At 67.4% G+C, this 22,798-nt stretch carries 20 protein-coding genes; 10 read left to right on the plus strand and 10 right to left on the minus strand.

The features are described 5' to 3' along the window. The first annotated feature begins 33 nt into the window (after positions 1–33). Positions 34–1,053 (plus strand): DUF2333 family protein, encoded by a 1,020-nt coding sequence (locus tag HBF32_RS18975; RefSeq protein WP_166701376.1) that lies wholly within the window; start codon positions 34–36, stop codon positions 1,051–1,053. A 92-nt stretch (positions 1,054–1,145) separates the two neighbouring features. Here HBF32_RS18975 and ppa read toward each other — a convergent pair whose 3' ends face one another. From ppa to HBF32_RS19005, 6 genes are all read right to left on the minus strand, one after another. After that, positions 1,146–1,679, minus strand: a complete 534-nt coding sequence (ppa, locus tag HBF32_RS18980; RefSeq protein WP_166701377.1) for an inorganic diphosphatase — start codon at positions 1,677–1,679, stop codon at positions 1,146–1,148. Positions 1,680–1,859: 180 nt separating this feature from the next. Further along, positions 1,860–3,938 carry a prolyl oligopeptidase family serine peptidase gene (locus HBF32_RS18985; RefSeq protein ID WP_240148076.1) on the minus strand — a complete coding sequence of 693 codons (2,079 nt, stop codon included), beginning with the start codon at positions 3,936–3,938 and terminating at the stop codon, positions 1,860–1,862. 210 nt (positions 3,939–4,148) lie between these two features. Then, positions 4,149–6,197 carry a sodium-translocating pyrophosphatase gene (locus HBF32_RS18990; RefSeq protein WP_166701379.1) on the minus strand — a complete coding sequence of 683 codons (2,049 nt, stop codon included), beginning with the start codon at positions 6,195–6,197 and terminating at the stop codon, positions 4,149–4,151. A gap of 192 nt (positions 6,198–6,389) precedes the next feature. Beyond that, the gene (locus HBF32_RS18995; RefSeq protein ID WP_166701380.1) at positions 6,390–6,773 is read right to left on the minus strand and encodes an RcnB family protein; all 384 of its coding nucleotides are present in this window, start codon (positions 6,771–6,773) and stop codon (positions 6,390–6,392) included. A 15-nt stretch (positions 6,774–6,788) separates the two neighbouring features. Then, positions 6,789–7,211, minus strand: a complete 423-nt coding sequence (locus HBF32_RS19000; RefSeq protein WP_166701381.1) for an RcnB family protein — start codon at positions 7,209–7,211, stop codon at positions 6,789–6,791. A gap of 137 nt (positions 7,212–7,348) precedes the next feature. Continuing rightward, positions 7,349–8,635 (minus strand): amidohydrolase family protein, encoded by a 1,287-nt coding sequence (locus tag HBF32_RS19005; RefSeq protein ID WP_166701382.1) that lies wholly within the window; start codon positions 8,633–8,635, stop codon positions 7,349–7,351. Positions 8,636–8,809: 174 nt separating this feature from the next. On the opposite strand from HBF32_RS19005, the gene HBF32_RS19010 reads away from it, so the two are divergent. After that, positions 8,810–10,024 (plus strand): putative DNA modification/repair radical SAM protein, encoded by a 1,215-nt coding sequence (locus HBF32_RS19010; RefSeq protein WP_166701383.1) that lies wholly within the window; start codon positions 8,810–8,812, stop codon positions 10,022–10,024. Between the two features lie 2 nt (positions 10,025–10,026). Beyond that, a complete protein-coding gene (locus HBF32_RS19015) occupies positions 10,027–11,445 on the plus strand; it encodes a UdgX family uracil-DNA binding protein (RefSeq protein ID WP_166701384.1) in 1,419 nt (472 codons plus the stop codon). A gap of 40 nt (positions 11,446–11,485) precedes the next feature. On the opposite strand, the gene HBF32_RS19020 is transcribed toward HBF32_RS19015, so the two are convergent. Then, entirely contained in the window at positions 11,486–12,742 is a 1,257-nt protein-coding gene (locus HBF32_RS19020; protein WP_166701385.1) for a 6-phosphofructokinase, read from the minus strand. 199 nt (positions 12,743–12,941) lie between these two features. On the opposite strand from HBF32_RS19020, the gene HBF32_RS19025 reads away from it, so the two are divergent. The 6 genes from HBF32_RS19025 to HBF32_RS19050 all read left to right on the plus strand — a co-directional run bounded on the left by HBF32_RS19025 (position 12,942) and on the right by HBF32_RS19050 (position 19,550). Beyond that, the gene (locus tag HBF32_RS19025; protein ID WP_166701386.1) at positions 12,942–13,523 is read left to right on the plus strand and encodes an adenylate kinase; all 582 of its coding nucleotides are present in this window, start codon (positions 12,942–12,944) and stop codon (positions 13,521–13,523) included. Between the two features lie 28 nt (positions 13,524–13,551). Further along, the gene (gene mpl / locus HBF32_RS19030; protein WP_166701387.1) at positions 13,552–14,910 is read left to right on the plus strand and encodes a UDP-N-acetylmuramate:L-alanyl-gamma-D-glutamyl-meso-diaminopimelate ligase; all 1,359 of its coding nucleotides are present in this window, start codon (positions 13,552–13,554) and stop codon (positions 14,908–14,910) included. A 10-nt stretch (positions 14,911–14,920) separates the two neighbouring features. Further along, entirely contained in the window at positions 14,921–15,523 is a 603-nt protein-coding gene (locus HBF32_RS19035) for an LON peptidase substrate-binding domain-containing protein (RefSeq protein WP_166701388.1), read from the plus strand. Between the two features lie 12 nt (positions 15,524–15,535). After that, positions 15,536–16,354, plus strand: coding sequence for an SDR family oxidoreductase (locus HBF32_RS19040; RefSeq protein WP_166701389.1), 819 nt, complete (start codon positions 15,536–15,538; stop codon positions 16,352–16,354). Between the two features lie 207 nt (positions 16,355–16,561). Further along, positions 16,562–17,899 (plus strand): sigma-54 interaction domain-containing protein, encoded by a 1,338-nt coding sequence (locus HBF32_RS19045; RefSeq protein WP_166701390.1) that lies wholly within the window; start codon positions 16,562–16,564, stop codon positions 17,897–17,899. Positions 17,900–18,299: 400 nt separating this feature from the next. After that, on the plus strand, positions 18,300–19,550 hold the full coding sequence (locus tag HBF32_RS19050; RefSeq protein ID WP_166701391.1) for an acetylornithine/succinylornithine family transaminase: 1,251 nt from the start codon (positions 18,300–18,302) through the stop codon (positions 19,548–19,550). A 106-nt stretch (positions 19,551–19,656) separates the two neighbouring features. Here HBF32_RS19050 and hemL read toward each other — a convergent pair whose 3' ends face one another. Both hemL and thiE read right to left on the minus strand, forming a co-directional pair. Then, positions 19,657–20,934 carry a glutamate-1-semialdehyde 2,1-aminomutase gene (gene hemL, locus HBF32_RS19055; protein ID WP_166701392.1) on the minus strand — a complete coding sequence of 426 codons (1,278 nt, stop codon included), beginning with the start codon at positions 20,932–20,934 and terminating at the stop codon, positions 19,657–19,659. Next, positions 20,931–21,578, minus strand: a complete 648-nt coding sequence (gene thiE / locus HBF32_RS19060) for a thiamine phosphate synthase (protein ID WP_166701393.1) — start codon at positions 21,576–21,578, stop codon at positions 20,931–20,933. Before thiE ends, hemL begins: the two co-directional genes overlap by 4 nt. Positions 21,579–21,651: 73 nt before the next feature. On the opposite strand from thiE, the gene HBF32_RS19065 reads away from it, so the two are divergent. Beyond that, positions 21,652–21,843: a rubredoxin gene (locus HBF32_RS19065; protein WP_036116149.1), complete on the plus strand. Its 192-nt coding sequence runs from the start codon at positions 21,652–21,654 to the stop codon at positions 21,841–21,843. Between the two features lie 231 nt (positions 21,844–22,074). On the opposite strand, the gene HBF32_RS19070 is transcribed toward HBF32_RS19065, so the two are convergent. Beyond that, on the minus strand, positions 22,075–22,518 hold the full coding sequence (locus tag HBF32_RS19070) for a DUF192 domain-containing protein (RefSeq protein WP_166701394.1): 444 nt from the start codon (positions 22,516–22,518) through the stop codon (positions 22,075–22,077). Between the last annotated feature and the right edge of the window lie 280 nt (positions 22,519–22,798).

The following is a 22,798-nucleotide window of genomic DNA, read 5'->3' on the forward strand; positions in this document are numbered from 1 at the left end:
GCGCTCACGTTCGCGACGAGAAGGAAGTCCCCCATGAATGCGACCGCCACCCCCGCGCCGGCCCGCCGCCGGCGCAACCCGCTCGGCCTGGCGATCGCCGTGCCGATCGCCATCCTGGTCCTGCTGGTGCTGGTCCTCATGTGGTGGTGGGACAAGGAGCCGGCGCAGTTCGATCCGGTCGCCGTCACCACCGCGCACATGAAGGGCATCGGACGCCCGCTCAGCACCGGCGCCGTCACGACATATACGTTGATCCGCTCGGTCGACACACTGACGGACAAGCGTGGCGGCTACCTGAGCAACGACAAGATGCCGCCCGGCGTATTCATGGACAACATGCCCAACTGGGAATTCGGGTCGCTGACGGCTTCGCGCGACCTTGCCCGTGCCCTGCGCAACGACTTCAGCCGTTCGCAGACGCAGTCCACCGAGGACAAGGACCTCGGCGAGGCGGATCCGCTGCTCAACAGCCCCAACGACCGCTGGCTGCTGCCGAGTTCGGAATCGCAATACGGCAAGGCCGTGGACGACCTCGCAAACTACCTGTCACGGCTGTCCGATGCGGCGGACGGCAACGCCCATTTCTATGCGCGTGCGGACAATCTTGCCGATTACCTGCAGACCGTCTCGGCCCGCCTGGGCTCGCTGTCGCAACGGCTGTCGGCCAGCGTGGGCCAGCTGAAGGTGGACGCCGCGCCGGACGCTTCCGTCGGGGCGAACGCCGGCCCGGCGAAGGCGATCTACGTGAAGACGCCCTGGTCGAAGATCGACGACAACTTCTACGAGGCCCGCGGCTATACCTGGACCCTGCTGGAACAGCTGAAGGCGATCCGCCATGACTTCGCGCCGATCCTGCGCAGCAAGAACGCGGACGCGAGCCTGCAGCAGGTGATCCGCGAGCTGGAGGAATCGCAGAAGTCGCTGGGCAGCCCGATAGTCCTGAACGGCTCGCCGTTCGGCTTCTTCGCCAACCATTCGCTGGTGATGGCGAACTACATCTCGCGCGCGAACGCGGCGATCATCGATCTGCGGGCGCTGCTGGGCCGCGGATAAAACGGCTGTAGGAGCCGCTATAGCGGCGAGGGATTCTTGCCGCGCTTCGCAAGGTTTCCTCGCCGCTATAGCGGCTCCTACAAATACATCGTTTACTTGTCGGCCTTGTAGCGCGCCATACCGGCCGTGATCTCGGCCTTGGCCTCGTCGGCACCGACCCAGCCCTCGACCTTGACCCACTTGCCCTTCTCGAGATCCTTGTAATGCTCGAAGAAGTGGCCGATGCGCTCCAGCCAGTGGCCGGACACCTGCTTGATGTCGCGGATGTGCGCATAGCCGGCGAACACCTTCTCCACCGGGACCACGACGAGCTTCTCGTCGGCACCGGCTTCGTCGGTCATCTTCAGCATGCCGACCGGATGGCAGCGGATGACCGAGCCCGGCACCAGCGAGAGCGGGAGGATCACCAGGGCATCCAGCGGATCGCCGTCGCCACCCAGCGTGCCCGGCACGTAGCCGTAGTTGCAGGGGTAGCGCATCGGGGTGGAGAGGATGCGGTCGACGAAGATCGCGCCGCTTTCCTTCTCCACTTCGTACTTGACCGGCTCGGCGTCCTTCGGGATTTCGATGATGACGTTGATTTCGTCCGGCACGTTGCGGCCGGCGGAAACGAGGTGCAGTCCCATGGGGGGGGGGTCCTTGATTCTTCTAGGGGTTAGGCGGGCCGGATAGGATACGGCCAGCCCACCCACGGGGAAACCCCGGACCCCTGTGGGAGCCGCTATAGCGGCGACAGGCCCACGGAGCGATGAAGCGGCGAGGCAAGTTCCCTCGCCGCTATAGCGGCTCCTACAAGGTCTCGGAAGCTACCTCAAATGATCCCAAAGGTAGGTATACGCCAGGGCGTTCATGAAGGCCGACTGCTTGTTGTCCGCCGCCGCCCCATGGCCGCCCTCGATGTTCTCGTAGAAGCTGGCGTCGAAGCCCATGGCCTGCATGCGCGCGGCCATCTTGCGGGCATGGACCGGCCCCACCCGGTCGTCGCGGGTGGAGGTGGTGAACAGCACCGGGGGGTATTTCGTCCCCTTGTGCAGGTTCTGGTACGGCGAGAAGGTCTGGATGTACTTCCATTCCTCCGGCTTGTCCGGGTCGCCGTATTCGGCCATCCACGAGGCGCCGGCCGACATGTGCGTGTAGCGCTTCATGTCCAGCAGGGCCACCTGGCTCACCACCGCCCCGTACAGCTGCGGGTATTTCGTCAGCATGTTGCCGGCCAGGAGGCCGCCGTTGCTGCCGCCCATCATACCCATGTGCTTCGGGCTGGTGATCTTGCGGTCGATCAGGTCCTGCGACACCGCCGCGAAGTCCTCGTAGGCGCGCGGACGATTGGCCTTCAACGCCGCCTGGTGCCAGCGCGGGCCGTACTCGCCGCCGCCGCGGATGTTGGCGACCACGTAAACGCCCCCCTTCTCCAGCCAGGCCCGGCCGACGCCTGCCGAATACATCGGCTGCAACGGGATCTCGAAGCCGCCGTAGCCGTAGACCAGGGTCGGGTTCTTGCCGTCCGTCTTCATCGCCTTCGGCGCGATTTCGAAATACGGCACCTTCGTGCCGTCCTTCGAGGTGGCGAAGTGCTGGCTCACCACGTACTTCGAGGCATCGAAGAAGGCCGGGCTGTGCTTCAGCGCCTCCCTGCCGCCCTGGCCGAGCACGCCGTAGTAGAGCGTGGTCGGCTGGAGGTAACCGGAGACGGTGAGGAAGTATTCGTCCGTGTCATCGGCGTCCACGCCCACCGCCTGGATGGTGCTGAGCGCCGGCGCATCGCCCAGGGGTGCGCTCTTCCACTCGCCCTTGGCGGCCGGCGTGAGGATGTGGACTTCGTTCACCACGTCGCGCATCACGTTGAGGATGAGGTGGTGGCGTGTCCAGGAATGACCGGACATCGAGGTGTGTTCGTCCGGCGTGAACAGCGCGACCAGCTCGCGCTTGCCCGCCATGTAATCGTCGAAGTTCGCCGCCAGCAGGGAGCCGGACGGATACGTCTTGCCGCCCACCGTCCACGCGGTGCGCAGTTCGATCAGCAGCCATTCGCGCTCGACATCGGTCTCGGCGTCGTTGGGTACGTCGATCTTCGTGAGCTTGCCGTCCTTGCCGCGCAGGAAGGTCTCGCTGTTGTAGAACTCCAGTGCGCGCGAGACGAAATCGCGCTCGTACCCGGGCGTGCGGTCGCGGAACGCCCAGATCGACATATCGGTCTTCTTGCCTTCATAGACCGTCTTCGCGCTGGACAACGGCGTGCCGCGCTTCCATTCCTTCACGATGCGCGGGTAGCTCGAATCGGTCATCGAGCCGGGGCCGAAGTCCGTGGCGACGTAGAGATGATCCTCGTCCATCCACGCCACCTGGCTCTTCGCCTCGGGCAGGCTGAAGCCGTCCTTGAGGAAGGTCTTGGTGGTGAGGTCGAACTCGCGCACCACGTCCGCGTCGGCACCGCCCCGCGACAGCGAGACAAGGCAGCGGCGGTAGTCCGGCTTGAGGCATTGCGCCGCGTGCCATACCCAGTTCTCGTTCTCGGCCGCGGACAGCGCGTCGAGGTCGATCACGGTTTCCCATGCGGGCTTGTCCTTGCGGTATTCGGCAAGGGTCGTACGCCGCCAGAGGCCCTTCGGGTGCTGCTTGTCGCGCCAGAAGTTGTAGTAGTGATCGCCGATCTTCGAGACCATCGGGATCTTCGCTTCGGAATCGAGGACTTCGAGGATGCGCGCGTCGAGCGTCTTGAACGCCTGGTCCGAAGCGTACTTCGAGACCGTGGCGGCGTTGCGCTCCTTCACCCATTCGAGCGGCTTGGCACCGTCGATGTCGTCGAGCCAGAGGTTCTCGTCGGAAGCATCGGCGCTGGCATGGGGGGCGGGCGCGGTCCTGGGGGGATCGTAGGCTTGGGTCATGCCACTGAAGGTAAGGGCGAGGGCCAGCGCAATCCAGCGTCTGTGCATGGAATTTTCCTACCAGGAAATGTGGGAGCCGCTATAGCGGCGAGAAGCCAACGGAGCGGGGAAGAGGCGAGGCATGTTCCCCTGCAGGAGCCGGTGCAGCGGCGAGAAGCCCACGAAGCGGTGAGGCGGCGAGGCAAGGGTTCCTCGCCGCCATGGCGGCTCCTACAGGAGGGGGATCAGCAACAACGCCACGATGTTGATGATCTTGATCAGCGGATTCACCGCCGGGCCCGCCGTGTCCTTGTATGGGTCGCCCACGGTGTCGCCGGTCACGGCCGCCTTGTGCGCGTCCGAGCCCTTCCCGCCGAAGTTGCCGTCCTCGATGTACTTCTTGGCGTTGTCCCATGCGCCGCCGCCGGTGGTCATGGAGATGGCGACGAAGAGGCCGGTGACGATGGTGCCGATCAGCACGCCACCCAGCGCCTGCGCGCCGGCTTGCGGGCCACCCAGCCACTTGAAGCCGAAGATCACCACGACCGGCACCAGCACGGGCAGCAGCGAGGGCACCAGCATTTCGCGGATGGCGGAGCGGGTGAGCATGTCCACGGCGCGCGAGTAGTCGGGCTTGGTGGTGCCCTGCATGATGCCCGCGATCTCGCGGAACTGCCGGCGTACTTCCTCCACCACAGAACCGGCGGCGCGTCCCACCGCCTCCATCGCCATGGCGGCGAAGAGGTATGGGATCAGGCCGCCGATCAGCAGGCCGATGATCACGTAATGGTTCGACAGGTCGAAGCTCACTTCCGTGCCGCCGAAATGCAGGCCAAGGTTATGGGTGTAATCGGCGAACAGCACCAGCGCCGCGAGGCCGGCTGAGCCGATGGCGTAACCCTTGGTGACGGCCTTGGTGGTGTTGCCCACCGCGTCCAGCGGATCGGTCACGCCGCGCACCTCGGCCGGCAGCTCGGCCATCTCGGCGATGCCGCCGGCGTTGTCGGTGATCGGGCCGTAGGCGTCCAGGGCCACCACCATGCCGGTCATGCTCAGCATCGCGGTGGCCGCGATGGCGATGCCGTAGAGGCCGGCCAGCGCGAAGGCGCCCCAGATCGCCGCGCATACGGCGAGCACCGGCAGCGCCGTGGATTTCATCGACACGCCGAGGCCGGCGATGATGTTGGTCGCGTGGCCGGTGGTGGAGGACTGCGCCACGTGGCGCACCGGGCGGTATTCCGTGGCGGTGTAGTACTCGGTGATCACCACCATCGCGCCGGTGAGCACCAGGCCGATGAGGGCGCAGCCATAGATGCGGCCCACGCCGAATCCCGAGTCGGCCATCAGCGCTTGCGTGATCGGCCAGAACGCGATGGCGGCCAGCACGGCGGATACGGTCACGCCGGCGTACAGGGCGTTCATGATCTTGCCGCCGCGGGTCTTCACGAAGAACGTGCCGATGACCGAAGCGACGATCGACGCACCGCCGAGCACCAGCGGATAAAGGACGCCGTTCGGTCCCACCGTCGTGGCCATCACGCCGCCGAGGAGCATCGTGGCGATCAGGGTCACCGCATAGGTTTCGAACAGGTCGGCGGCCATGCCGGCGCAGTCGCCGACGTTGTCGCCCACGTTGTCCGCGATCACGGCGGGATTGCGCGGATCGTCCTCCGGAATCCCGGCCTCCACCTTGCCTACAAGGTCGGCACCCACGTCGGCGCCCTTGGTGAAGATGCCGCCGCCGAGGCGGGCGAAGATCGAGATGAGCGAGGAGCCGAAGGCCAGGCCGACCATGGCATGCAGCACATGCGTCTGCTCGTAGCCCATGTGGGTGAGCACGCCGTAGTAACCGGCCACGCCCAGCAGGCCCAGGCCCACGACCAGCATGCCGGTGATGGCGCCGCCGCGGAAGGCCACGGCGAGGGCAGAAGAAAGGCCGCTCCTGGCGGCCTCGGCGGTACGCACGTTGGCACGAACCGAAACGTTCATGCCGATGTAGCCGGCGGCTCCCGAGAGCAGCGCCCCCAGCGCGAAGCCGATCGCGGTACCCCAATCGAGGAAGATGCCGATCACCAGGAAAAGTACGATGCCGACGACGCCGATGGTGGCGTACTGGCGGTTGAGGTAAGCGCGGGCGCCTTCCTGGATGGCGGCGGCGATCTCCTGCATTCGTTCGTTGCCCGGCGATCTCGCCAGTACCCAGCTGACCGAAAGCGCGCCGTACAGAATCGCGACGACCGCACATGCCAGCGCGATCCATAAACCGTACTGTTGCAGCATCGAAGCCTCCCCGAATTGTGGGAGCCCGTCATGGGCCCGGTCCGAGTATAGGCAGGGGAGGCGGGGAATGGTGTTGTGCGCTGCGCAAGTCACGCAGTGCCCGTCGTTCCCGCGAAGGCGGGAACCCAGTGACTTGCCGTGCGCGGGAGTCGCTGGGCCCCTGCCTTCGCAGGGGCGACGAGGTGGGAGGGATTACTGCGAGACGATATCCGCGATGATCCCCGTGGCGATCGCCACGAGAAGCAGGTCGTCGTTGTCGGCACGCACCCAGTGATAGCCACGCGGCGGCGTACGCAGGTGGCGGCTGTGCCAGTCCTCGATCACGATCACGCGTCCGTCGTAGCGGTGCCCGCGCTCCCAATGGCCGCCGGGGCGCGGATGCCAGTCGCCACGGTACTTGTCGTGGCCGTAGTGATGGCCGTTGTCGTGGCGGTCGCGATCGTGGTCGTGACGGTCGTCGTGGCGGTCGTCATGCCAGTCGCGGTGGTCCTGGACGGGACCGGGCGCGAAGGCGAGCGCGGGTGCGATGACGCCGGCCGCGGCGATGGCGAAAACCAGCTTGCCCAGCATCTTCATACGGGATGTCTCCGTTTAGCGGGTGGCGATGTCGAGGATGATGCCGGTGGCGACGGCTACCAGGAGGAAGTCGTCGTTCTCGCGGACCCAGTGGTAACCGCGCGGCGGCGGACGCAGGCGGTAGCTGCCGTAGTCGTACACGACGACGTGGCGGCCATGATAGCGGTGGCCGCGTTCCCAGTGACCGTAATGACCGTAGTAGCGCGGTGCCGGACGGTAGTAGACCGGCGCGGGACGGTGGTAATACCCGTGACCGTAGTACCGGGGCGGCGGCGGACGATGCCCATGCCAGCCGTTGTCGTGGTGCCAGCCGCCACGGTCATGGCGGTCGTCGTGACCGTGGCGGTCACGATCGTGGCCATGGTGGTCGTCCGCGAAGGCGGCGGTCGTGGCGACCATCGCGAGGGCGGCGAACGCGGTACGCAGCATCGTTTTCATGTCCAGTCTCCCGTGGCGATCGCCAGTCGGCGGATCGGCGACTCGGATGCTAGGAAGCGAATGCTGAACGCGAACTCCTACGAACCGAAAGCTGGGTGAAAGCGTTCATTGACGCGACAGCTATTGAACCCGGGGGTTCAGGAAATCGAGCCCGGCCGGAACTCCAGAGTGAGGTCCGGCGCGCGTTCCGGCAGGTCGAGCCGGGTGCGCCGTTCAGTTGAACGGGCGAGCACGCGGCCGCCGCGGACCACCAGCAGGCGGGCCGCTCTCAACCGGATCGCCTCGTGGACGTCCCCCGCCTGCAAGAGGAGGAGGTCGGCGCGGTTGCCCGGCGCGATGCCATAGCCTTCGAGGCCGAGCACGCGGGCCGCATTCGTCGTCACCGCCTCGAAACTTCGTGCGACGCCATGGGAGGAGGTCATCTGCGCCACGTGCAGGCCCATGTGGGCCACTTCCAGCATGTCGCCGGAGCCCATGCCGTACCAGGGGTCCATCACGCAGTCGTGGCCGAAGGCGACGTTCACCCCGGCGTCCATGAGCTCGGGTACGCGGGTCATGCCGCGCCGCTTCGGATAGGTGTCGTGGCGGCCCTGCAAGGTGATGTTGATGAGCGGATTCGCGATCGCATGCACACCGGCTTCCGCGATAAGCGGGAGCAGCTTGGACACATAGTAGTTGTCCATCGAATGCATCGAGGTGAGGTGCGAGCCCGTCACCCGTCCCTGGAGTCCGGTACGCACGGTCTCGGCGGCCAGCGTCTCGATGTGCCGCGACAGCGGATCGTCCGACTCGTCGCAATGCATGTCCACGCGCAGTCCGCGTTCCGCGGCCAGCTCGCACAGCCAGCGGATGGATGCGGCACCGTCGGCCATCGTGCGCTCGAAGTGGGGAATGCCTCCGACGACGTCGACGCCCATGTCCAGCGCGCGCACGAGGTTGTCGCGCGCGTTCGGCGAGCGCAGCAGGCCGTCCTGGGGGAATGCCACCAGTTCCAGGTGCAGGTACGGCGCGACGCGGCGCTTCACCTCGAGCAACGCTTCGGTCGCGAGCAGGCGGTCGTCGCAGATGTCGACATGGCTGCGGATCGCGAGCAGGCCCTGCGCCACGGCCATGTCGCAATAGGCCATCGCGCGATCCACCAGCGCCTGCAGGGTGAGGTCCGGCTTGAGTTCGCCCCAGAGCGCGATGCCCTCAAGCAGCGTGCCGGACGTATTGAGGCGCGGAAGGCCCAGGGAAAGCGTCGCGTCCATGTGGAAGTGCGCGTCGACGAAGGGCGGGCAGACGAGGCGGCCCGCCGCGTCGATCTCTTCGACGCCCCTGGCCGGCAACGCCGGCTGGACCGCCGCGAACCGACCGCCCTCGATGCCGATGTCGATATCGGTCCGGCCATCGGGAAGGCTGGCGTGGCGAACGATGAGATCCATGGTCGACTCCGGAGACGAAACCCATGATACCGGCTCCTGCAGAAGAGCAGGCCCGAAAGGAAGCGTGTGGGAGCCGGCTGTGCCGGCGATCCCGCGGCAGCGGGCACGCTTGCCGCACAAGGGAGCGAGGCCTTCACGCGGCCGGATGTCGATTTTGGCACCATGCCTCTCCCCATGAACGTCTCCGAAAAGCTCGCCATCCTCGCCGACGCCGCGAAGTACGACGCCTCCTGTTCGTCCAGCGGCGGCAACGGCCGCAACTCGCTGAAGAGTGGCGGCATCGGCTCGACCGAAGGCATGGGCATCTGCCATGCCTTCGCGCCGGATGGCCGCTGCATCTCGCTGCTGAAGATCCTGCTGACGAACTTCTGCGTCTACGACTGCGTGTACTGCGTGAACCGGCGCAGCAGCAACGTGCAGCGGGCGCGCTTCACCGTCGAGGAGGTCGTGGACCTCACCCTGGCGTTCTATCGCCGCAACTACATCGAGGGCCTGTTCCTCTCCTCCGGCATCATCCAGTCGCCCGACTACACGATGGAGCAGCTGGTGCGCGTGGCCCGCGCGCTGCGCACGGAACACCGTTTCGCCGGTTACATCCACCTGAAGACGATCCCCGACGCCTCGCCCGAGCTCATCGACGCGGCGGGACGCTGGGCGGACCGCCTGAGCATCAACGTGGAGATGCCCACTGAGGGCGGCCTCAAGTCGCTGGCGCCGGAGAAGGACCTGGGCGACATCCGCAGCGCCATGGGACGCCTGCGCCTGTCCATCGAGGAGGCGAAGGCGGAGAAGAAGGCGCCACGCTTCGCGCCGGCGGGGCAGAGCACGCAGATGATCGTCGGCGCGGACACCGCGAGCGATCGCGACGTGCTTGCCGCGAGCACCAATCTCTACACGAACTACCGGTTGCGCCGGGTCTATTACTCCGCGTTCAGTCCGATTCCCGACGCATCGAAGATCCTCCCGCTGAAGCCGCCGCCGCTGGTGCGCGAGCATCGCCTGTACCAGGCCGACTGGCTCATGCGGTTCTACGGCTTCGCCGCCGACGAGATCGCGCCGCCGGGCGACGACGGCATGCTGTCGCTCGACGTGGATCCCAAGCTGGCGTGGGCGCTCCGTCATCGCGAAAGCTTCCCGGTGGACGTGAACCGCGCATCCCGGGAGATGCTCCTGCGCGTACCGGGCCTTGGCGTGAAGACGGTGGACAAGCTGATCGCCATGCGGACGCACCGGCGCGTCCGCTACGACGACCTGGTCCGCTTGCGTGTGCCGGTGAAGAAGGTGGCTCCGTTCGTGGAGACACTCGACCACCGTCCGCGCGGTGAGAGCGAAAGCGTCTCGCTTCGCCGCGATCTGCGGGAGCCCACCCAGCCGGACCTGTTCGGCTGACGATGCTTGCGGTCGCACTCGACGATCCCTCCGACTTCGCGGCGTGGCGGGCGAAGGCGCGCGCGTTGCTGCTCGCCGACGTCGAGCCGGCCGCGGTGGAGTGGCGCGCGGCCGGAGCGGGTGGACTCTTCGGCGGCGACGATGCCATTCCCTCGCCACGTCGCCACGACGCGCCTGCGGTGCCGCGCGATTTCCTCACCCTTGCGAACGCCGTGCTGGCGCATGGCGACCCCCGGCGCCACGCCACCCTCTACCGCATGCTGTGGCGCATCGCGCACGGCGAGCGGGAACTGCTGCGCATCGCCACCGACGACGACGTGGCCTGGGCCCACGCGTGCGCACGGCAGGTGAGCCGCGACATGCACAAGATGAAGGCCTTCGTGCGCTTCCGCGAGGTGCGGCATGACGAGGAGACGGTGTACGTCGCCTGGTTCGAACCCGAGCACGACATCGTGGCCCGTGTCGCGCCGTTCTTCGTGCGCCGGTTCACCGGCATGCGCTGGTCCCTGCTCACGCCATCACGCAGCGCGCACTGGGACGGCGCCACGCTCGTCGTCGGGCCGGGCGCGGAGCGTGCGGATGCGCCGTCGGGGGATGCGCTGGAAGACCTCTGGCGCACGTACTACGCGAGCATCTTCAATCCCGCCCGGCTGAAAGTGGACGCGATGCGCCGCGAGATGCCGGTGAAGTACTGGAAAAACCTTCCGGAAGCGCGGCTCATCCCCGAACTGGTACGCGATGCGCTACCGAGGATGCAGGCGATGGTGGAGAAGCAACCGACGGTACCGAGGAAGAAGGTGACGCCACTGCAGAAGGCGGCGGTGGACGCCCCCGAAGGCGGCATCGCCGCGCTGCGCAGGCAGGCGCGCGATTGCCGCGCATGCGACCTGTGGAAGCCCGCCACGCAGACCGTGTTCGGCATGGGCCCGTCGGACGCCCGCATCGTGGTCATCGGCGAGCAGCCGGGCGACCAGGAGGATCTTGCCGGCAAGCCGTTCGTCGGGCCGGCGGGCAAGCTGTTCGACCGTGCGCTGGAAGAGGCGGGGGTCGACCGTGGCGCGCTCTACGTCACCAACGCGGTGAAGCACTTCAAGTTCGAGCCGCGCGGCAAGGTGCGCCTGCACAAGCGCGCGAACGCCGGGGAGCAGGCGGCGTGCCGGCCCTGGCTCGCGGCGGAAATCGATCGCATCCGCCCCGATGGCATCGTGTGCATGGGCGCGATGGCGGCGCAGGCGGTGTTCGGTGCGTCGTTCCGGCTGATGGCGCAGCGCGGCGAGTGGCTCGACCTGCCCGACGGACGCAAGGCGCTGGCGACGGTGCACCCCTCGTACCTGCTGCGGCTCCCCGACCACGAGGCGCGCGAAGCGGGCTTCGCCGATTTCGTCAGCGACCTGAAACTGATCCGCAAGCTGCTCGGATAAGAACCCCGCATGTGGTGGGCCCACACAAAGCGGGGAGGGGTTATCCCACCGTGAACTTCTTCAGCTTCCTCGGCACCGGGGCGTTCTTCAGCGTCACATACACCGGCAACCCGTCCGGCCCGTACGGCGGGGGCGCCTCGCCCTGGATCAGCGGCGCGAGGTAACGCCGCGCGGCCGCGGTGATGCCGAAGCCGTCCTTCGAGATGAAGTTCTTCGGCATCTTCTTCTCGTGGTTGGCGATCTTGTCCAGCGGCGCCGCCTCGATCTTCCACTTGTACGGTTCGTCGGAGGTGCGCACGATCACCGGCATCACCGCGTTCAGTCCTTCGGCAGCGTATTCGACCGCCTTCTTGCCGACCGCATAGGCCTGCTCCAGATCGGTCTTCGAGGCCACGTGCCGTGCCGAGCGCTGCAGGTAGTCGGGCAGGGCCCAGTGGTACTTGTAGCCGAGCTTCTCGCGCACCAGCGCGGCCAGCACCGGCGCGGCGCCGCCCAGCTGCGCGTGGCCGAACGCGTCGCGCGCGCCGGACTCGGCCAGGAACTTCCCGCCCTTGTCCTTCACGCCCTCCGAAACGACCACGGTGCAGTAACCCACCTTCTCCACCGTGGCCTTCACCTTGGCCAGGAAGGCTTCCGGATCGAACACGTTCTCGGGGAACAGGATCACGTGCGGCGGATCGCCCGCCGACGAACCCGCCAGGCCGGCCGCCGCGGCGATCCAGCCCGCGTGACGGCCCATCACCTCGATGATGAAGACCTTCGTGGAGGTTTCCATCATCGAGGCCACGTCCAGGCTCGCCTCGCGCACGGCGATGGCCGTGTACTTGGCCACCGAGCCGAAGCCGGGGCAGGTGTCGGTCACCACCAGGTCGTTGTCGATCGTCTTCGGCACGCCGATGCAGTTCACCTGGTAACCCAGGGCCTGGCCGATCTTCGAGACCTTGTTCGCCGTGTCGGCCGAATCGTTGCCGCCGTTGTAGAGGAAGGTGCGGATGTCGTGGGCCTTGAACACTTCGATGAGGCGCTCGTACTCGGCACGGTTCTCTTCCAGCGACTTCAGCTTGTAGCGGCAGGACCCGAAGGCGCCGCCCGGCGTGTGCTTCAGTGCGGCGATGTTGGCCTTGGCTTCCTTGGTCGTGTCGATCAGTTCCTCGCGCAGTGCGCCGAGGATGCCGTTGCGCGCCGCATAGACCGGGATACCCTTGTCGCGGGCCGTCTCGATCACGCCCGCGGCGGTGGCGTTGATGACGGCGGAGACGCCGCCCGACTGGGCATAGAGGAGTTTGCCGGCGGCCATGCTTCGGGTCCTTCTGGTGGTCGAAGGCCCCAGCGTAACGCGCTCCGCGTCGCGGCGCCTTGAAGGGCCCTGTCCGGGCGGCCCCGTACACCCCCGGGATGTCCGCCGTTTGACGCGGCGGCGCCCGTGCCGTTACCTTGGGACCCATTTTATCGTGTCCGACAGCGGGTCTGCCCGGTGTCCGGCGAATGGAGCATCAATGCGACTCGTGCTATTCGGCGCCCCCGGTTCGGGCAAGGGCACCCAAGCGACCCGCCTCAAGCAGGACCTGGGCATCCCGCACATCTCCACCGGCGATCTCCTGCGCGCGGAGATCAAGGCCGAGAGCGAGCTGGGCAAGAAGGCGAAGAGCATCATGGATGCCGGCCAGCTGCTTTCCGACGACATCATGCTCGGCATCATCCGCTCGCGCCTCAGCCAGCCGGACGCGAAGCCGGGGTTCATCCTCGACGGCTACCCGCGCAACCTCGCCCAGGCCGAAGCCCTGGACGGCGTGCTTGCCGAGATCGGCCAGCCGCTCGACGTCGTGATCAAGCTCGACGTGCCGAACGAGGCCATCCTCGATCGCTGCGTGGTGCGCTTCAAGGCCGAAAAGCGTCCGGACGACAATCCGGACACGGTGAAGAGGCGCCTTGGCATCTACGCCGACCAGACGGCGCCCGTCGCCGAGTTCTACGCGAAGCGCGGCAAGCTCAAGGTCGTGGACGGCGTGGGCGAACTCGACGAGGTCACCGCCCGCGTCAAGGCCGCGCTCGAGCAGACCGCCGCCGCCAGCGCCTGATCCCCCGGCCCGCCCGACGAGCCTCCCGATGCGCGTCCATATCCTAGGTATCTGCGGCACCTTCATGGGTGGCGTCGCGGCGCTCGCGCGCGAACTCGGCCTCCGGGTCGAGGGTTCCGACGCCAACGTCTACCCGCCCATGAGCACCCAGTTGGAAGCGCTCGGCATCGAGCTGATGCAGGGCTACTCCGCGGCGCACCTCACGCCGGCGCCGGACCTCGTCGTGGTCGGCAATGCCATGACCCGCGGCAATCCGGCGGTGGAATACATGCTCGACGAAGGCATGCGCTACATCTCCGGTCCGCAGTGGCTTGGCGAGACGCTGCTCGGAGGGCGCGAGGTGTTGGCCGTGGCGGGTACGCACGGCAAGACGACCACCACGAGCCTCCTGGCGCACCTGCTCGAGTCGGCGGGGCTCTCGCCCGGATTCCTGATCGGCGGCGTGCCCGGCAACTTCGAGGTGTCCGCGCGACGCGGCGAAGGGCGGCCCTTCGTGATCGAGGCCGACGAATACGACTCGGCCTTCTTCGACAAGCGCTCCAAGTTCGTCCATTACCGCCCGCGGATCGCCATCCTCAACAACCTCGAGTACGACCACGCTGACATCTTCCCCGACGTGGCCGCGATCCAGCGCCAGTTCCACCACCTGGTCCGCACCGTGCCGGGCAATGGCCGGCTGATCGTCAACGCGGAGGACGCCTACCTGGCCGACGTGCTGGCGATGGGCGCATGGACGCCCGTGGAGACCTTCGGCATCGACGCCGGCGACTGGCGTGCCGAGCTCATCGCCGCCGACGGATCGCATTTCCGCGTCCTGCGCGCGGGCGAAGCGCTGGGCGAGGTCCGCTGGGCCTCGCTGGGCCGGCACAACGTGATGAACGCGCTGGCCGCCCTGGCCGCGGCCGCGGCGGCGGGTGCGGATCCCGTGGCCCTGCTTCCCGCCTTCGCGGACTTCGCCAGCGTGAAGCGGCGCATGGAAGTCGTGGGGACGAGGCGCGGCATCACCGTCTACGACGACTTCGCGCACCATCCCACGGCGATCGCCACGACCCTCGCCGGCCTGCGTGCGAAGCTGGGCGATGCCCGCATCCTCGTCGCCCTGGAGCCGCGCTCGAATTCCATGCGGCTCGGCGCGCATGCGGACGCGCTGGCCCCGTCGCTGGCCGATGCCGACCGCGTGGTCTTCCTGCATCGCCCGGAACTGGCATGGGATGCCGGCAAGGTCACGGCGGCCCTGGACGGCCGGGGAAGCACCGCATCCACGGTGGACGGACTGGTCACCGCTCTGGCCGCGGAAGCGCGCGAAGGCGACCATGTCGTCTTCATGTCCAACGGCGGTTTCGAGGACGCTCCCCGCCGCTTCTTCGCGACGCTCGACGCAAGGTAGACTGCCGGGCATGGCCGCGACGACGCCCGCCCTCGACCTTCCGTTGTTTCCGCTTTCGAACGTCCTTTTCCCGGGCGGTCACCTGCAACTGCGCATCTTCGAGCCGCGCTACATCGACCTCGTGCGCGAGTGCGCGCGCACGGGTCGCGCATTCGGCGTCTGCATGATCCTCGAAGGGCGCGAGGCGGGGCAGCCCGCTGTCCCGGCGGCCGTCGGCACGCTCGCCACCATCACCGACTTCCACACCCGCGAGGATGGCCTGCTGGGCATCGTCGCCGAGGGCGGCCTGCGCTTCCGCGTGACGCGTACGCGCGTGCGTTCGGACGGCCAGGTACGCGGCGACGTCGCTACCTGGCGCGAAGAGGATGCGATCCCGCTGCCCCCGGAATTCGGGCTGCTGGCGACGATCCTGGAGCGGCTCGCCGAGCAGATGGCGCCACCCTGGCGGCACGACGTGGCGGCGCGCTCGGACGATGCCAGCTGGGTCGGCTTCCGCCTGTCCGAACTGCTGCCGCTGGATCCCAACGAATGCCAGCATATGCTCGAACTCGACGATCCCCTGCAACGGCTGGCCGAACTGCGCGACATCCTTCCGCGATTCCAGCGCGCCTGAGGTAGCACGATCATGACCACCCTCGCCGGCAAGACCCTCTTCATCACCGGCGCCTCGCGCGGCATCGGCCTCGCCATCGCGCTGCGCGCCGCGCGCGACGGCGCCAACATCGTCATCGCCGCGAAGAGCAACGTGCCCAACCCGCGGTTGCCCGGCACGATCCATAGCGCGGCGGCCGAGATCGAAGCCGCGGGCGGCACCGCGCTGCCGCTCAAGGTGGATATCCGCGAGGAGGCCGAGGTGCGCATGGCCGCGGCCACCGCGGCGGAGCGTTTCGGCGGCATCGACATCCTGGTGAACAACGCGAGCGCGATCTGGCTGGCCGGGGTGGAAGGCACGCCGATGAAGCGCTTCGACCTCATGCACGAGGTGAACACGCGCGGCACCTTCCTCGCCACCCAGGCGTGCCTGCCGTTCCTCAAGGACGCCGAAAACCCGCACGTGCTGATGCTTTCGCCACCGCCCAGCATCGATCCGCACTGGTACGCGCCGCACGTCGCCTACACGATCGCCAAGTTCGGCATGAGCCATTGCGTGCTGGGCATGGCGCCGGAATTCGCCCCCCTGGGCATCGCCGTGAACGCGCTCTGGCCGAAAACGGTGATCGCCACGGCGGCGATCGCCATGCTCGGGGACACCGTCAAGGCGGAGAACTGCCGCAAGCCGGAGATCGTCGCGGACGCGGCGCACGCCATCCTCACGAAACCGTCACGCGGCTTCACCGGGAGGTTCTGCATCGACGAGGAGATCCTTCGCGCCGAGGGAGTCGCCGATTTCGACCGCTACGCCGTGGTCCCCGGGAAGCCGCTGCTGCCGGACCTGTTTCTATAGTTGCCGCAACAACTATGAACGGCGCGCACGGGCTAGCCCGTTTGGCGTATGGCTGCCTTTCCCCGCCCGGTATAACTTCGCTTCCGTCGTCCGTGCGCTTCACGGTCGATGAAGTGGGGCTTGCCGGCCTGCAGGGGTGCCGGCGGCGGGTCCGGTGCCGAACCCGCGAAGCCGACAGCAGGCCACGAGACTGGGTGAGGAGCGGGCATGTCGCGCGGGGAATCGACGGGTCGTTGCGTCGTCTGGATTGGAAGACCGAGCGTTGAAGAACACTTCGGACTGATCCGTGCGGGATGGCGCACGCTGGTGGCCGACCCGGCGAGAAACGGCACCGAGCTTCCCGAATGCGGCGATGGCGCCATCGCGGTCGTGGACCTCCGCACGAAGGCACAGGCCGCGGTGCGCATCCTCGACGACCTGCGCCAGACCCACCCGGGCATCGCCTGGATAGGGCTCACGGGCGCACACACGCAGGCCGCCGATCCGTCCGTGCGGCATGTGCTGCCGCACGCCTTCGAGATCATCGACGGACCGTCCTCCCTCGGCGCCCTGCGCCAGGCCCTGGCCCGCGTGCCCGGCGACCCGCCGCTCCCGCGCGACGACGACGCGCCCAGCCTGCTCACAGGCAACAGTCCGGCGATTCGCGCCCTGTCGCAGAACATCCGCAAGTTCGCACCGGTGGAGCTGCCCCTGCTCATCACCGGCGAAACCGGCACCGGCAAGGAAATGGCGGCGCGCGCCCTGCACCAGTTGTCGGCACGGCACGCGAAACCGTTCGCGGCCATCAACTGCGGCGCCTTGCCCGCGAACCTCGTCCAGTCCGAACTGTTCGGTCACGAACGCGGCGCCTTTACCGGTGCCACCGCGCGGCGGATCGGCCACTTCGAATCGGCCGACGGCGGTACCGTTTTCCTCGATGAAATCGGCGACCTGCCGCTGGATGCGCAGACCAACCTGCTGCGCGTACTGCAGGAAGGCACCATCGAGCGCATCGGCAGTTGCCATTCGATCAAGGTCGACGTGCGCGTGCTCGCCGCGACGCACGTCGACCTGGAAAAAGCCGTCATGCAAGGACGCTTCCGCGAGGACCTGTTCTATCGGCTGAACGTGCTCCGCCTGCGCATGCCGCCGTTGCGCGAACGCACCGGCGACATCGAGCTGCTTGCGCAGCACTTCCTCGATGCCTTCCGCGAGAGCTACGGGACCCGGGCGCGCGCGTTCAGCAGCAGCGCGCGCAAGGCGCTCAACGCGTTCTCCTGGCCGGGCAACGTGCGCGAGCTGATGAACCGCGTGCAGCGCGCCGCGGTGATCGCGGACGATGCGCTGATCACGCCCGAGGACCTCGAGCTCAGCGTGGACAGTCCGGCAGGCGACCGGGACAGCCTGGGCAGCGCGCGGACCTCGGCCGAACGCGAGGCGATCGTGGACTGCCTGCGCGCGAGCGCGTTCAACATCAGCGAATGCGCCCGTCGCCTGCGCGTCTCGCGGGTCACCGTCTACCGTCTCTGCAAGAAACATCAACTGGCCCTCGACCAACTGCGATAACCGTGGGAGCCGCCATGGCGGCGGGAAGCCCACGGAGCAGTGAAGCGGTGACGCAGGGTCCCTTCGCCGCCATGGCGGCTCCTGCAGTGAAGATTCCCTCGGAAAAGAAAACTCCCGGCCCTCTGGGAGGACCGGGAGTTCCCATTCGTCGTCCGGCTTGGCAGGGTCGTCGGGCGAGCGAACCACGCGGCTTCACAGGGCCTTGTTCCTAGGGGGAGCAATCGCCGTGCCACGCCGGCGCTGCTTTGATTCGCAAGGAATTTCCCCGGACTGGCTCCGTCGCGGCCGTTCAGCCTCTGTAGCGACCTGTAACACGACGTTGCAGCGGCGCTACACGCCATCCGTTGTCCCCGCTGCCCGCGCCTTATACGATGCTTGTCCCCTCTGGAGTCGCAAGCCCATGTCGCCGTCGCACCCTGTCGATCCTTCCGAACTCACCGGCCTGGGCAAGCGCTACTGGCTTTCCGTGTACCGGCCGCGGGACGTCGTGCTCGATCACGGCAAGGGCGCGCGCGTATGGGATACGGAAGGCCGCGACTACCTCGACTTCGGCGCCGGCATCGCGGTCAATGCGCTCGGCCACCAGGACCCGGACCTCGTCGATGCGCTGGTCGCGCAGGCGCACAAGCTCTGGCACGCCAGCAACGTCTTCTACTCCGAACCGCCGCTGCGCCTCGCGCAGGAACTGGTTGAGCATGCGCCGTTCGCCGAGCGCGTGTTCCTGTGCAACTCCGGCACCGAGGCCAACGAAGCCGCGATCAAGCTCGTGCGCAAGTGGGCGGCGGCGCAGGGCAGGACGCCGGAGAACCGCGTGATCGTCACCTTCTTCGGCTCGTTCCATGGCCGCACGCTGGGTTCGCTGACGGCCACGGCGCAGCCGAAGTACCAGGAAGGCTACGAACCGCTGCCCGGCGGTTTCCGCTACGTGCCGTTCAACGATCCCGTCGCGCTGGAAGAGGCGTTCGCCCAGGGCGGCGTCGCGGGCGTCATGCTCGAGCCGGTGCAGGGCGAGGGCGGCGTGATGCCTGCCGAGCCCGGCTTCCTGAAGAAGGTGCGAGACCTGTGCGACACGCACGGCGCGCTGATGCTGCTCGACGAGATCCAGAGCGGCATGGGCCGTACCGGCATGCTGTTCGCGCATACGCACGATCACGTCACGCCCGATATCGTCACCCTGGCCAAGGCCCTGGGCGCGGGCTTCCCGATCGGCGCCATGCTGGTGGGGCCGAAGGCGGCCGACACGATGCAGTTCGGTGCGCATGGCACGACCTTCGGCGGCAACCCGATGGCCGCCGCGGTGGCTCGGGTGGCGCTGGCGAAGATCGCCTCGCCCGCGGTGCTGCTCAACGTGGAACGCCAGGGCAACGACATCCGCACGGGCCTGGCGAAGATCAACCACGACCTGCACCTGTTCTCCGAGGTGCGCGGCCGCGGCCTGATGATCGGCGCGGTGCTCGACGCTGCCTACAAGGGCCGCGCGGGCGAGATCCTCGATCTCGCGGCCGCGCGCGGCCTGCTGATCCTCCAGGCCGGCCCCGACGTGCTCCGCATCGTCCCGCCGCTGACCATCACGGACGAGGAAACCGCCGAAGGCCTGGAGCGCCTGGAAGCGGCACTGGCCGAGTTCGTTCGCGAAGCGAAGGTGGCCTGAATCGTCGCTTGCGGGAGCCGGCTACGCCGGCGATCCCGCGGCAGCGGGCGAACTTGCCGCGAGTACCCATCGCCGCTGAAGCGGCTCCCACACAAGGCAAGGCTCGTTACAGCGTGGCAAACACCGCCCGCGCCGCCGTCACCGTCGCATCGATCTCCGCGTCGCCATGCGCACTCGACAGGAACCCGGCCTCGAACGCCGACGGCGCGAGGTACACCCCGCGCTCCAGCATGCCGTGGAAGAACCGGTTGAACCGCGCGACATCGGCCGCGGTCGCCTGCGCATAGCTTTCGACGGTCTCGCTCGTGAAGAACAGGCCGAACATCGCGCCGACGCGGTTCACGCTGAACGGGATGCCGGCCTCGCGTGCGGCACCGAGGATACCGTCGGTCAGCCGTACCGTGCGCGCCGCGAGATCGTCGTGGAATCCCGGCGCCTGGATCAGCTCCAGCATGGCCAGTCCCGCCGCCATGGCTACCGGGTTTCCGGAGAGCGTGCCCGCCTGGTAGATGGGACCGGCCGGCGCCACCTGCGCCATGAGGTCGCGGCGTCCGCCATACGCACCCACCGGCATGCCGCCGCCGATGATCTTGCCGAAGCAGGTCAGGTCCGGCGTGATGCCGTAATGCGCCTGCGCGCCACCGAGCGCGACGCGGAAACCGGTCATCACCTCGTCGAAGATCAGCAGTGCACCGTGCTTCGTGCACAGCTCCCGCAGCGCCTGCAGGTAGCCGTCCTTCGGAGGGATGCAGTTCATGTTGCCGGCGACGGGTTCGATGATGAGCGCCGCGATGTCGTCGCCGTGCTCGGCGAACAACGCCCGCGCCGCATCGATATCGTTATACGGCAGCGTGAGGGTGAGGTCCGCCGCCGCCTTGGGTACGCCGGGCGAGGTCGGCACGCCGAACGTGAGCGCGCCCGACCCGGCCTTCACCAGGAAGCTGTCGCCGTGGCCGTGGTAGCAGCCTTCGAACTTCACGATCTTGCTGCGGCCGGTGGCGCCGCGGGCGAGGCGGATGGCCGACATGGTCGCCTCGGTGCCCGAGTTCACCATGCGCACCATTTCCACCGAAGGCACGAGCGACACGATCGTTTCGGCCATCGTCACTTCCGCCGCGCAAGGCGTGCCGAAAGAGAGGCCGTCGCGCACCGCGCGCTCCACCGCCTCGCGCACCGCCGGATGGTTGTGACCCGCGATCATCGGGCCCCACGATCCGACGTAATCGATGTAGCGGTTGCCCTCCACGTCCCACAGGTAGGCCCCATCGGCGCGTGCGGTGAAAAACGGTTCGCCGCCCACCGAGGTGAAGGCGCGCACCGGCGAGTTCACGCCACCGGGCAGCAGCTGTCGGGCGCGGGCGAAGAGTTCGTGGTTCGTGGTCATCGAATGAGTCCGGGACGAGAGTCGAAAAGGTCGGCAAAGCGGCGCGTCGCCGTCTGGATATCCGGAGCGGCGAAGATGGCGGAGACCAGGGCGAGGTAATCGGCGCCCGCGTCGATAAGCACCTGTGCATTGTCGACGGTGATGCCGCCGATCGCCACGACCGGAAGGCCCAGGGCCTTCGCCTGCGTCAACACGTCGTGCGCGGTCACGGGCGCATGCGGTTTCGTACTCGAGGGGTACATGGCGCCGAAGGCCAGGTAGTCGGCGCCTTCCGCGCGCAGCTGGCGCGCCCGCTCGATGGAGCCATAGCAGGACACGCCGACGATCGCCTCGGGCCCGAGCGCCGCCCGGGCTTCCGCCACAGGGACATCTTCGCGGCCCAGGTGCACGCCGCCGCCTGTTTCGCGGGCCAGCGCGACGTCGTCGTTCACGATGAAGGGGACCTCGTAACGCGCGCAGATCCGGGATATCTCGTCCGCCTCGGCTCGCCGCCGCTCGGTGTCCGTCGTCTTGTCGCGGTACTGCAGGAGGCGGGCGCCGCCAGCCAGGGCGGCCTCCACGGCCGCGAAGAGGTCGTCGCGCGGCCCATCGGTGATGGCGTAGATGCCCTTGCCCGTGAGCCGGGGCTGGAGGAGTGCGGTCATGGTGTTCCTTGGGTTTGTGCGCCGGGGGTGACAGAATGAGGGACTTTCCCGCTCCACGACAGTACGTAAAGCCATGAGCCAGAGCACCGAAACCACCCTCCGCAAATGGATGTGCGTCGTTTGCGGCTTCATCTACGACGAAGCGCTCGGCCTGCCTGACGAGGGAATCGAGCCGGGTACCCGTTGGGAGGACATCCCCGACACCTGGACCTGCCCGGACTGCGGCGTGACCAAGGACGACTTCGAGATGGTCGAGCTGGACTGACGGCGCCGCGAAAGGGGGCTGACACCGTTTCGCCCCTTTTCGCCAGAGATAACGCAGGAAAACCTGCTTCCATGGTTCCAAGGCCACGCAACGTGCGCCGATACGTGGAGCAGCGGTCATGCAGCGATTCATTCCCTTCGACGACCAGTGGGACGAGCTTGCCGGCATCGATCCGGCCCTGCTCGTCCCTTATCACGTAGGCGTTCCGTGCGAGCACCGCCTCTCGGCGGATCAGCGGACGCCGGCCGGCTCGCCTTCCACGGTGAGCGATTCCCCGACCTGCAGGCCCAGTCTTCCGGCCGTGCCCGCCGCCAGCTCGAGGACGTAACGGGCCGATCCGTCGCTGGGATAGAGGGCACAGGGATCGGCCTTGCACGGCTGCGCGTTGAGCTGCATGGAAACGAGCTTGCGATCCTTGTCGAAGTAGAGGATGTCGAGCGGGATGAGGGTGTTCTTCATCCAGAAGGTCCGCGGCTGGTCGTCGGGAAAGATGAAAAGCATGCTGTGGTCGGCGGCGAGCGCCGTCCGCGCCATCAGTCCCCGCTCGCGCGACGCGTCGTCGACCGCGAATTCGGTGGAAAAACGCTTGCCGTGCAGGGTCACGGAAGGCCCGGTCGCGGCATGGGCGCCAAGGCAGAACAGCAGCAGGGCCGTCGGCAGGAACCTCTTCGGCATCGTCTGACCTTATAAGTGTGAAAGGAGTCTGCGGAGTCTACCGCGCGACTATCTGCCGAAAAGATGTCGAGACCCCCTTCACACCGACTCGCGGTCAGCCTATACTTTCAATCCCTCGCGACGAAAGCCTCCCTGCGAGGGGTTTCCGAAGCGTCAGCCACCTCGAAAAAAAGCTTCACGAGGGTGTTGACGGACAGGAAAAACGATATAGAATGGGCGGCTCACCTCGGGACGAAATGTTCAGAGGGTGATCTCGAAAGAGGTCGCAAGTGATTGATCT

It is taken from the genome of Luteibacter yeojuensis, from assembly GCF_011742875.1.
Taxonomy (GTDB): domain Bacteria; phylum Pseudomonadota; class Gammaproteobacteria; order Xanthomonadales; family Rhodanobacteraceae; genus Luteibacter; species Luteibacter yeojuensis.

Coding starts and splice junctions, on each gene's coding strand:
- ppa (WP_166701377.1), bottom strand. CDS start 1,679: ATGGGACTGCACCTCGTTTCCGCCGGCCGCAACGTGCCGGACGAAATC.
- HBF32_RS19000 (WP_166701381.1), bottom strand. CDS start 7,211: ATGAAAACGATGCTGCGTACCGCGTTCGCCGCCCTCGCGATGGTCGCC.
- HBF32_RS19040 (WP_166701389.1), top strand. CDS start 15,536: ATGACCACCCTCGCCGGCAAGACCCTCTTCATCACCGGCGCCTCGCGC.
- HBF32_RS19045 (WP_166701390.1), top strand. CDS start 16,562: ATGTCGCGCGGGGAATCGACGGGTCGTTGCGTCGTCTGGATTGGAAGA.
- HBF32_RS19070 (WP_166701394.1), bottom strand. CDS start 22,518: ATGCCGAAGAGGTTCCTGCCGACGGCCCTGCTGCTGTTCTGCCTTGGC.
- HBF32_RS19025 (WP_166701386.1), top strand. CDS start 12,942: ATGCGACTCGTGCTATTCGGCGCCCCCGGTTCGGGCAAGGGCACCCAA.
- HBF32_RS18990 (WP_166701379.1), bottom strand. CDS start 6,197: ATGCTGCAACAGTACGGTTTATGGATCGCGCTGGCATGTGCGGTCGTC.
- hemL (WP_166701392.1), bottom strand. CDS start 20,934: ATGACCACGAACCACGAACTCTTCGCCCGCGCCCGACAGCTGCTGCCC.
- HBF32_RS19065 (WP_036116149.1), top strand. CDS start 21,652: ATGAGCCAGAGCACCGAAACCACCCTCCGCAAATGGATGTGCGTCGTT.
- HBF32_RS18995 (WP_166701380.1), bottom strand. CDS start 6,773: ATGAAGATGCTGGGCAAGCTGGTTTTCGCCATCGCCGCGGCCGGCGTC.
- HBF32_RS19035 (WP_166701388.1), top strand. CDS start 14,921: ATGGCCGCGACGACGCCCGCCCTCGACCTTCCGTTGTTTCCGCTTTCG.
- HBF32_RS19050 (WP_166701391.1), top strand. CDS start 18,300: ATGTCGCCGTCGCACCCTGTCGATCCTTCCGAACTCACCGGCCTGGGC.
- HBF32_RS19020 (WP_166701385.1), bottom strand. CDS start 12,742: ATGGCCGCCGGCAAACTCCTCTATGCCCAGTCGGGCGGCGTCTCCGCC.
- HBF32_RS19005 (WP_166701382.1), bottom strand. CDS start 8,635: ATGGATCTCATCGTTCGCCACGCCAGCCTTCCCGATGGCCGGACCGAT.
- thiE (WP_166701393.1), bottom strand. CDS start 21,578: ATGACCGCACTCCTCCAGCCCCGGCTCACGGGCAAGGGCATCTACGCC.
- HBF32_RS18985 (WP_240148076.1), bottom strand. CDS start 3,938: ATGACCCAAGCCTACGATCCCCCCAGGACCGCGCCCGCCCCCCATGCC.
- HBF32_RS19015 (WP_166701384.1), top strand. CDS start 10,027: ATGCTTGCGGTCGCACTCGACGATCCCTCCGACTTCGCGGCGTGGCGG.
- mpl (WP_166701387.1), top strand. CDS start 13,552: ATGCGCGTCCATATCCTAGGTATCTGCGGCACCTTCATGGGTGGCGTC.
- HBF32_RS19010 (WP_166701383.1), top strand. CDS start 8,810: ATGAACGTCTCCGAAAAGCTCGCCATCCTCGCCGACGCCGCGAAGTAC.
- HBF32_RS18975 (WP_166701376.1), top strand. CDS start 34: ATGAATGCGACCGCCACCCCCGCGCCGGCCCGCCGCCGGCGCAACCCG.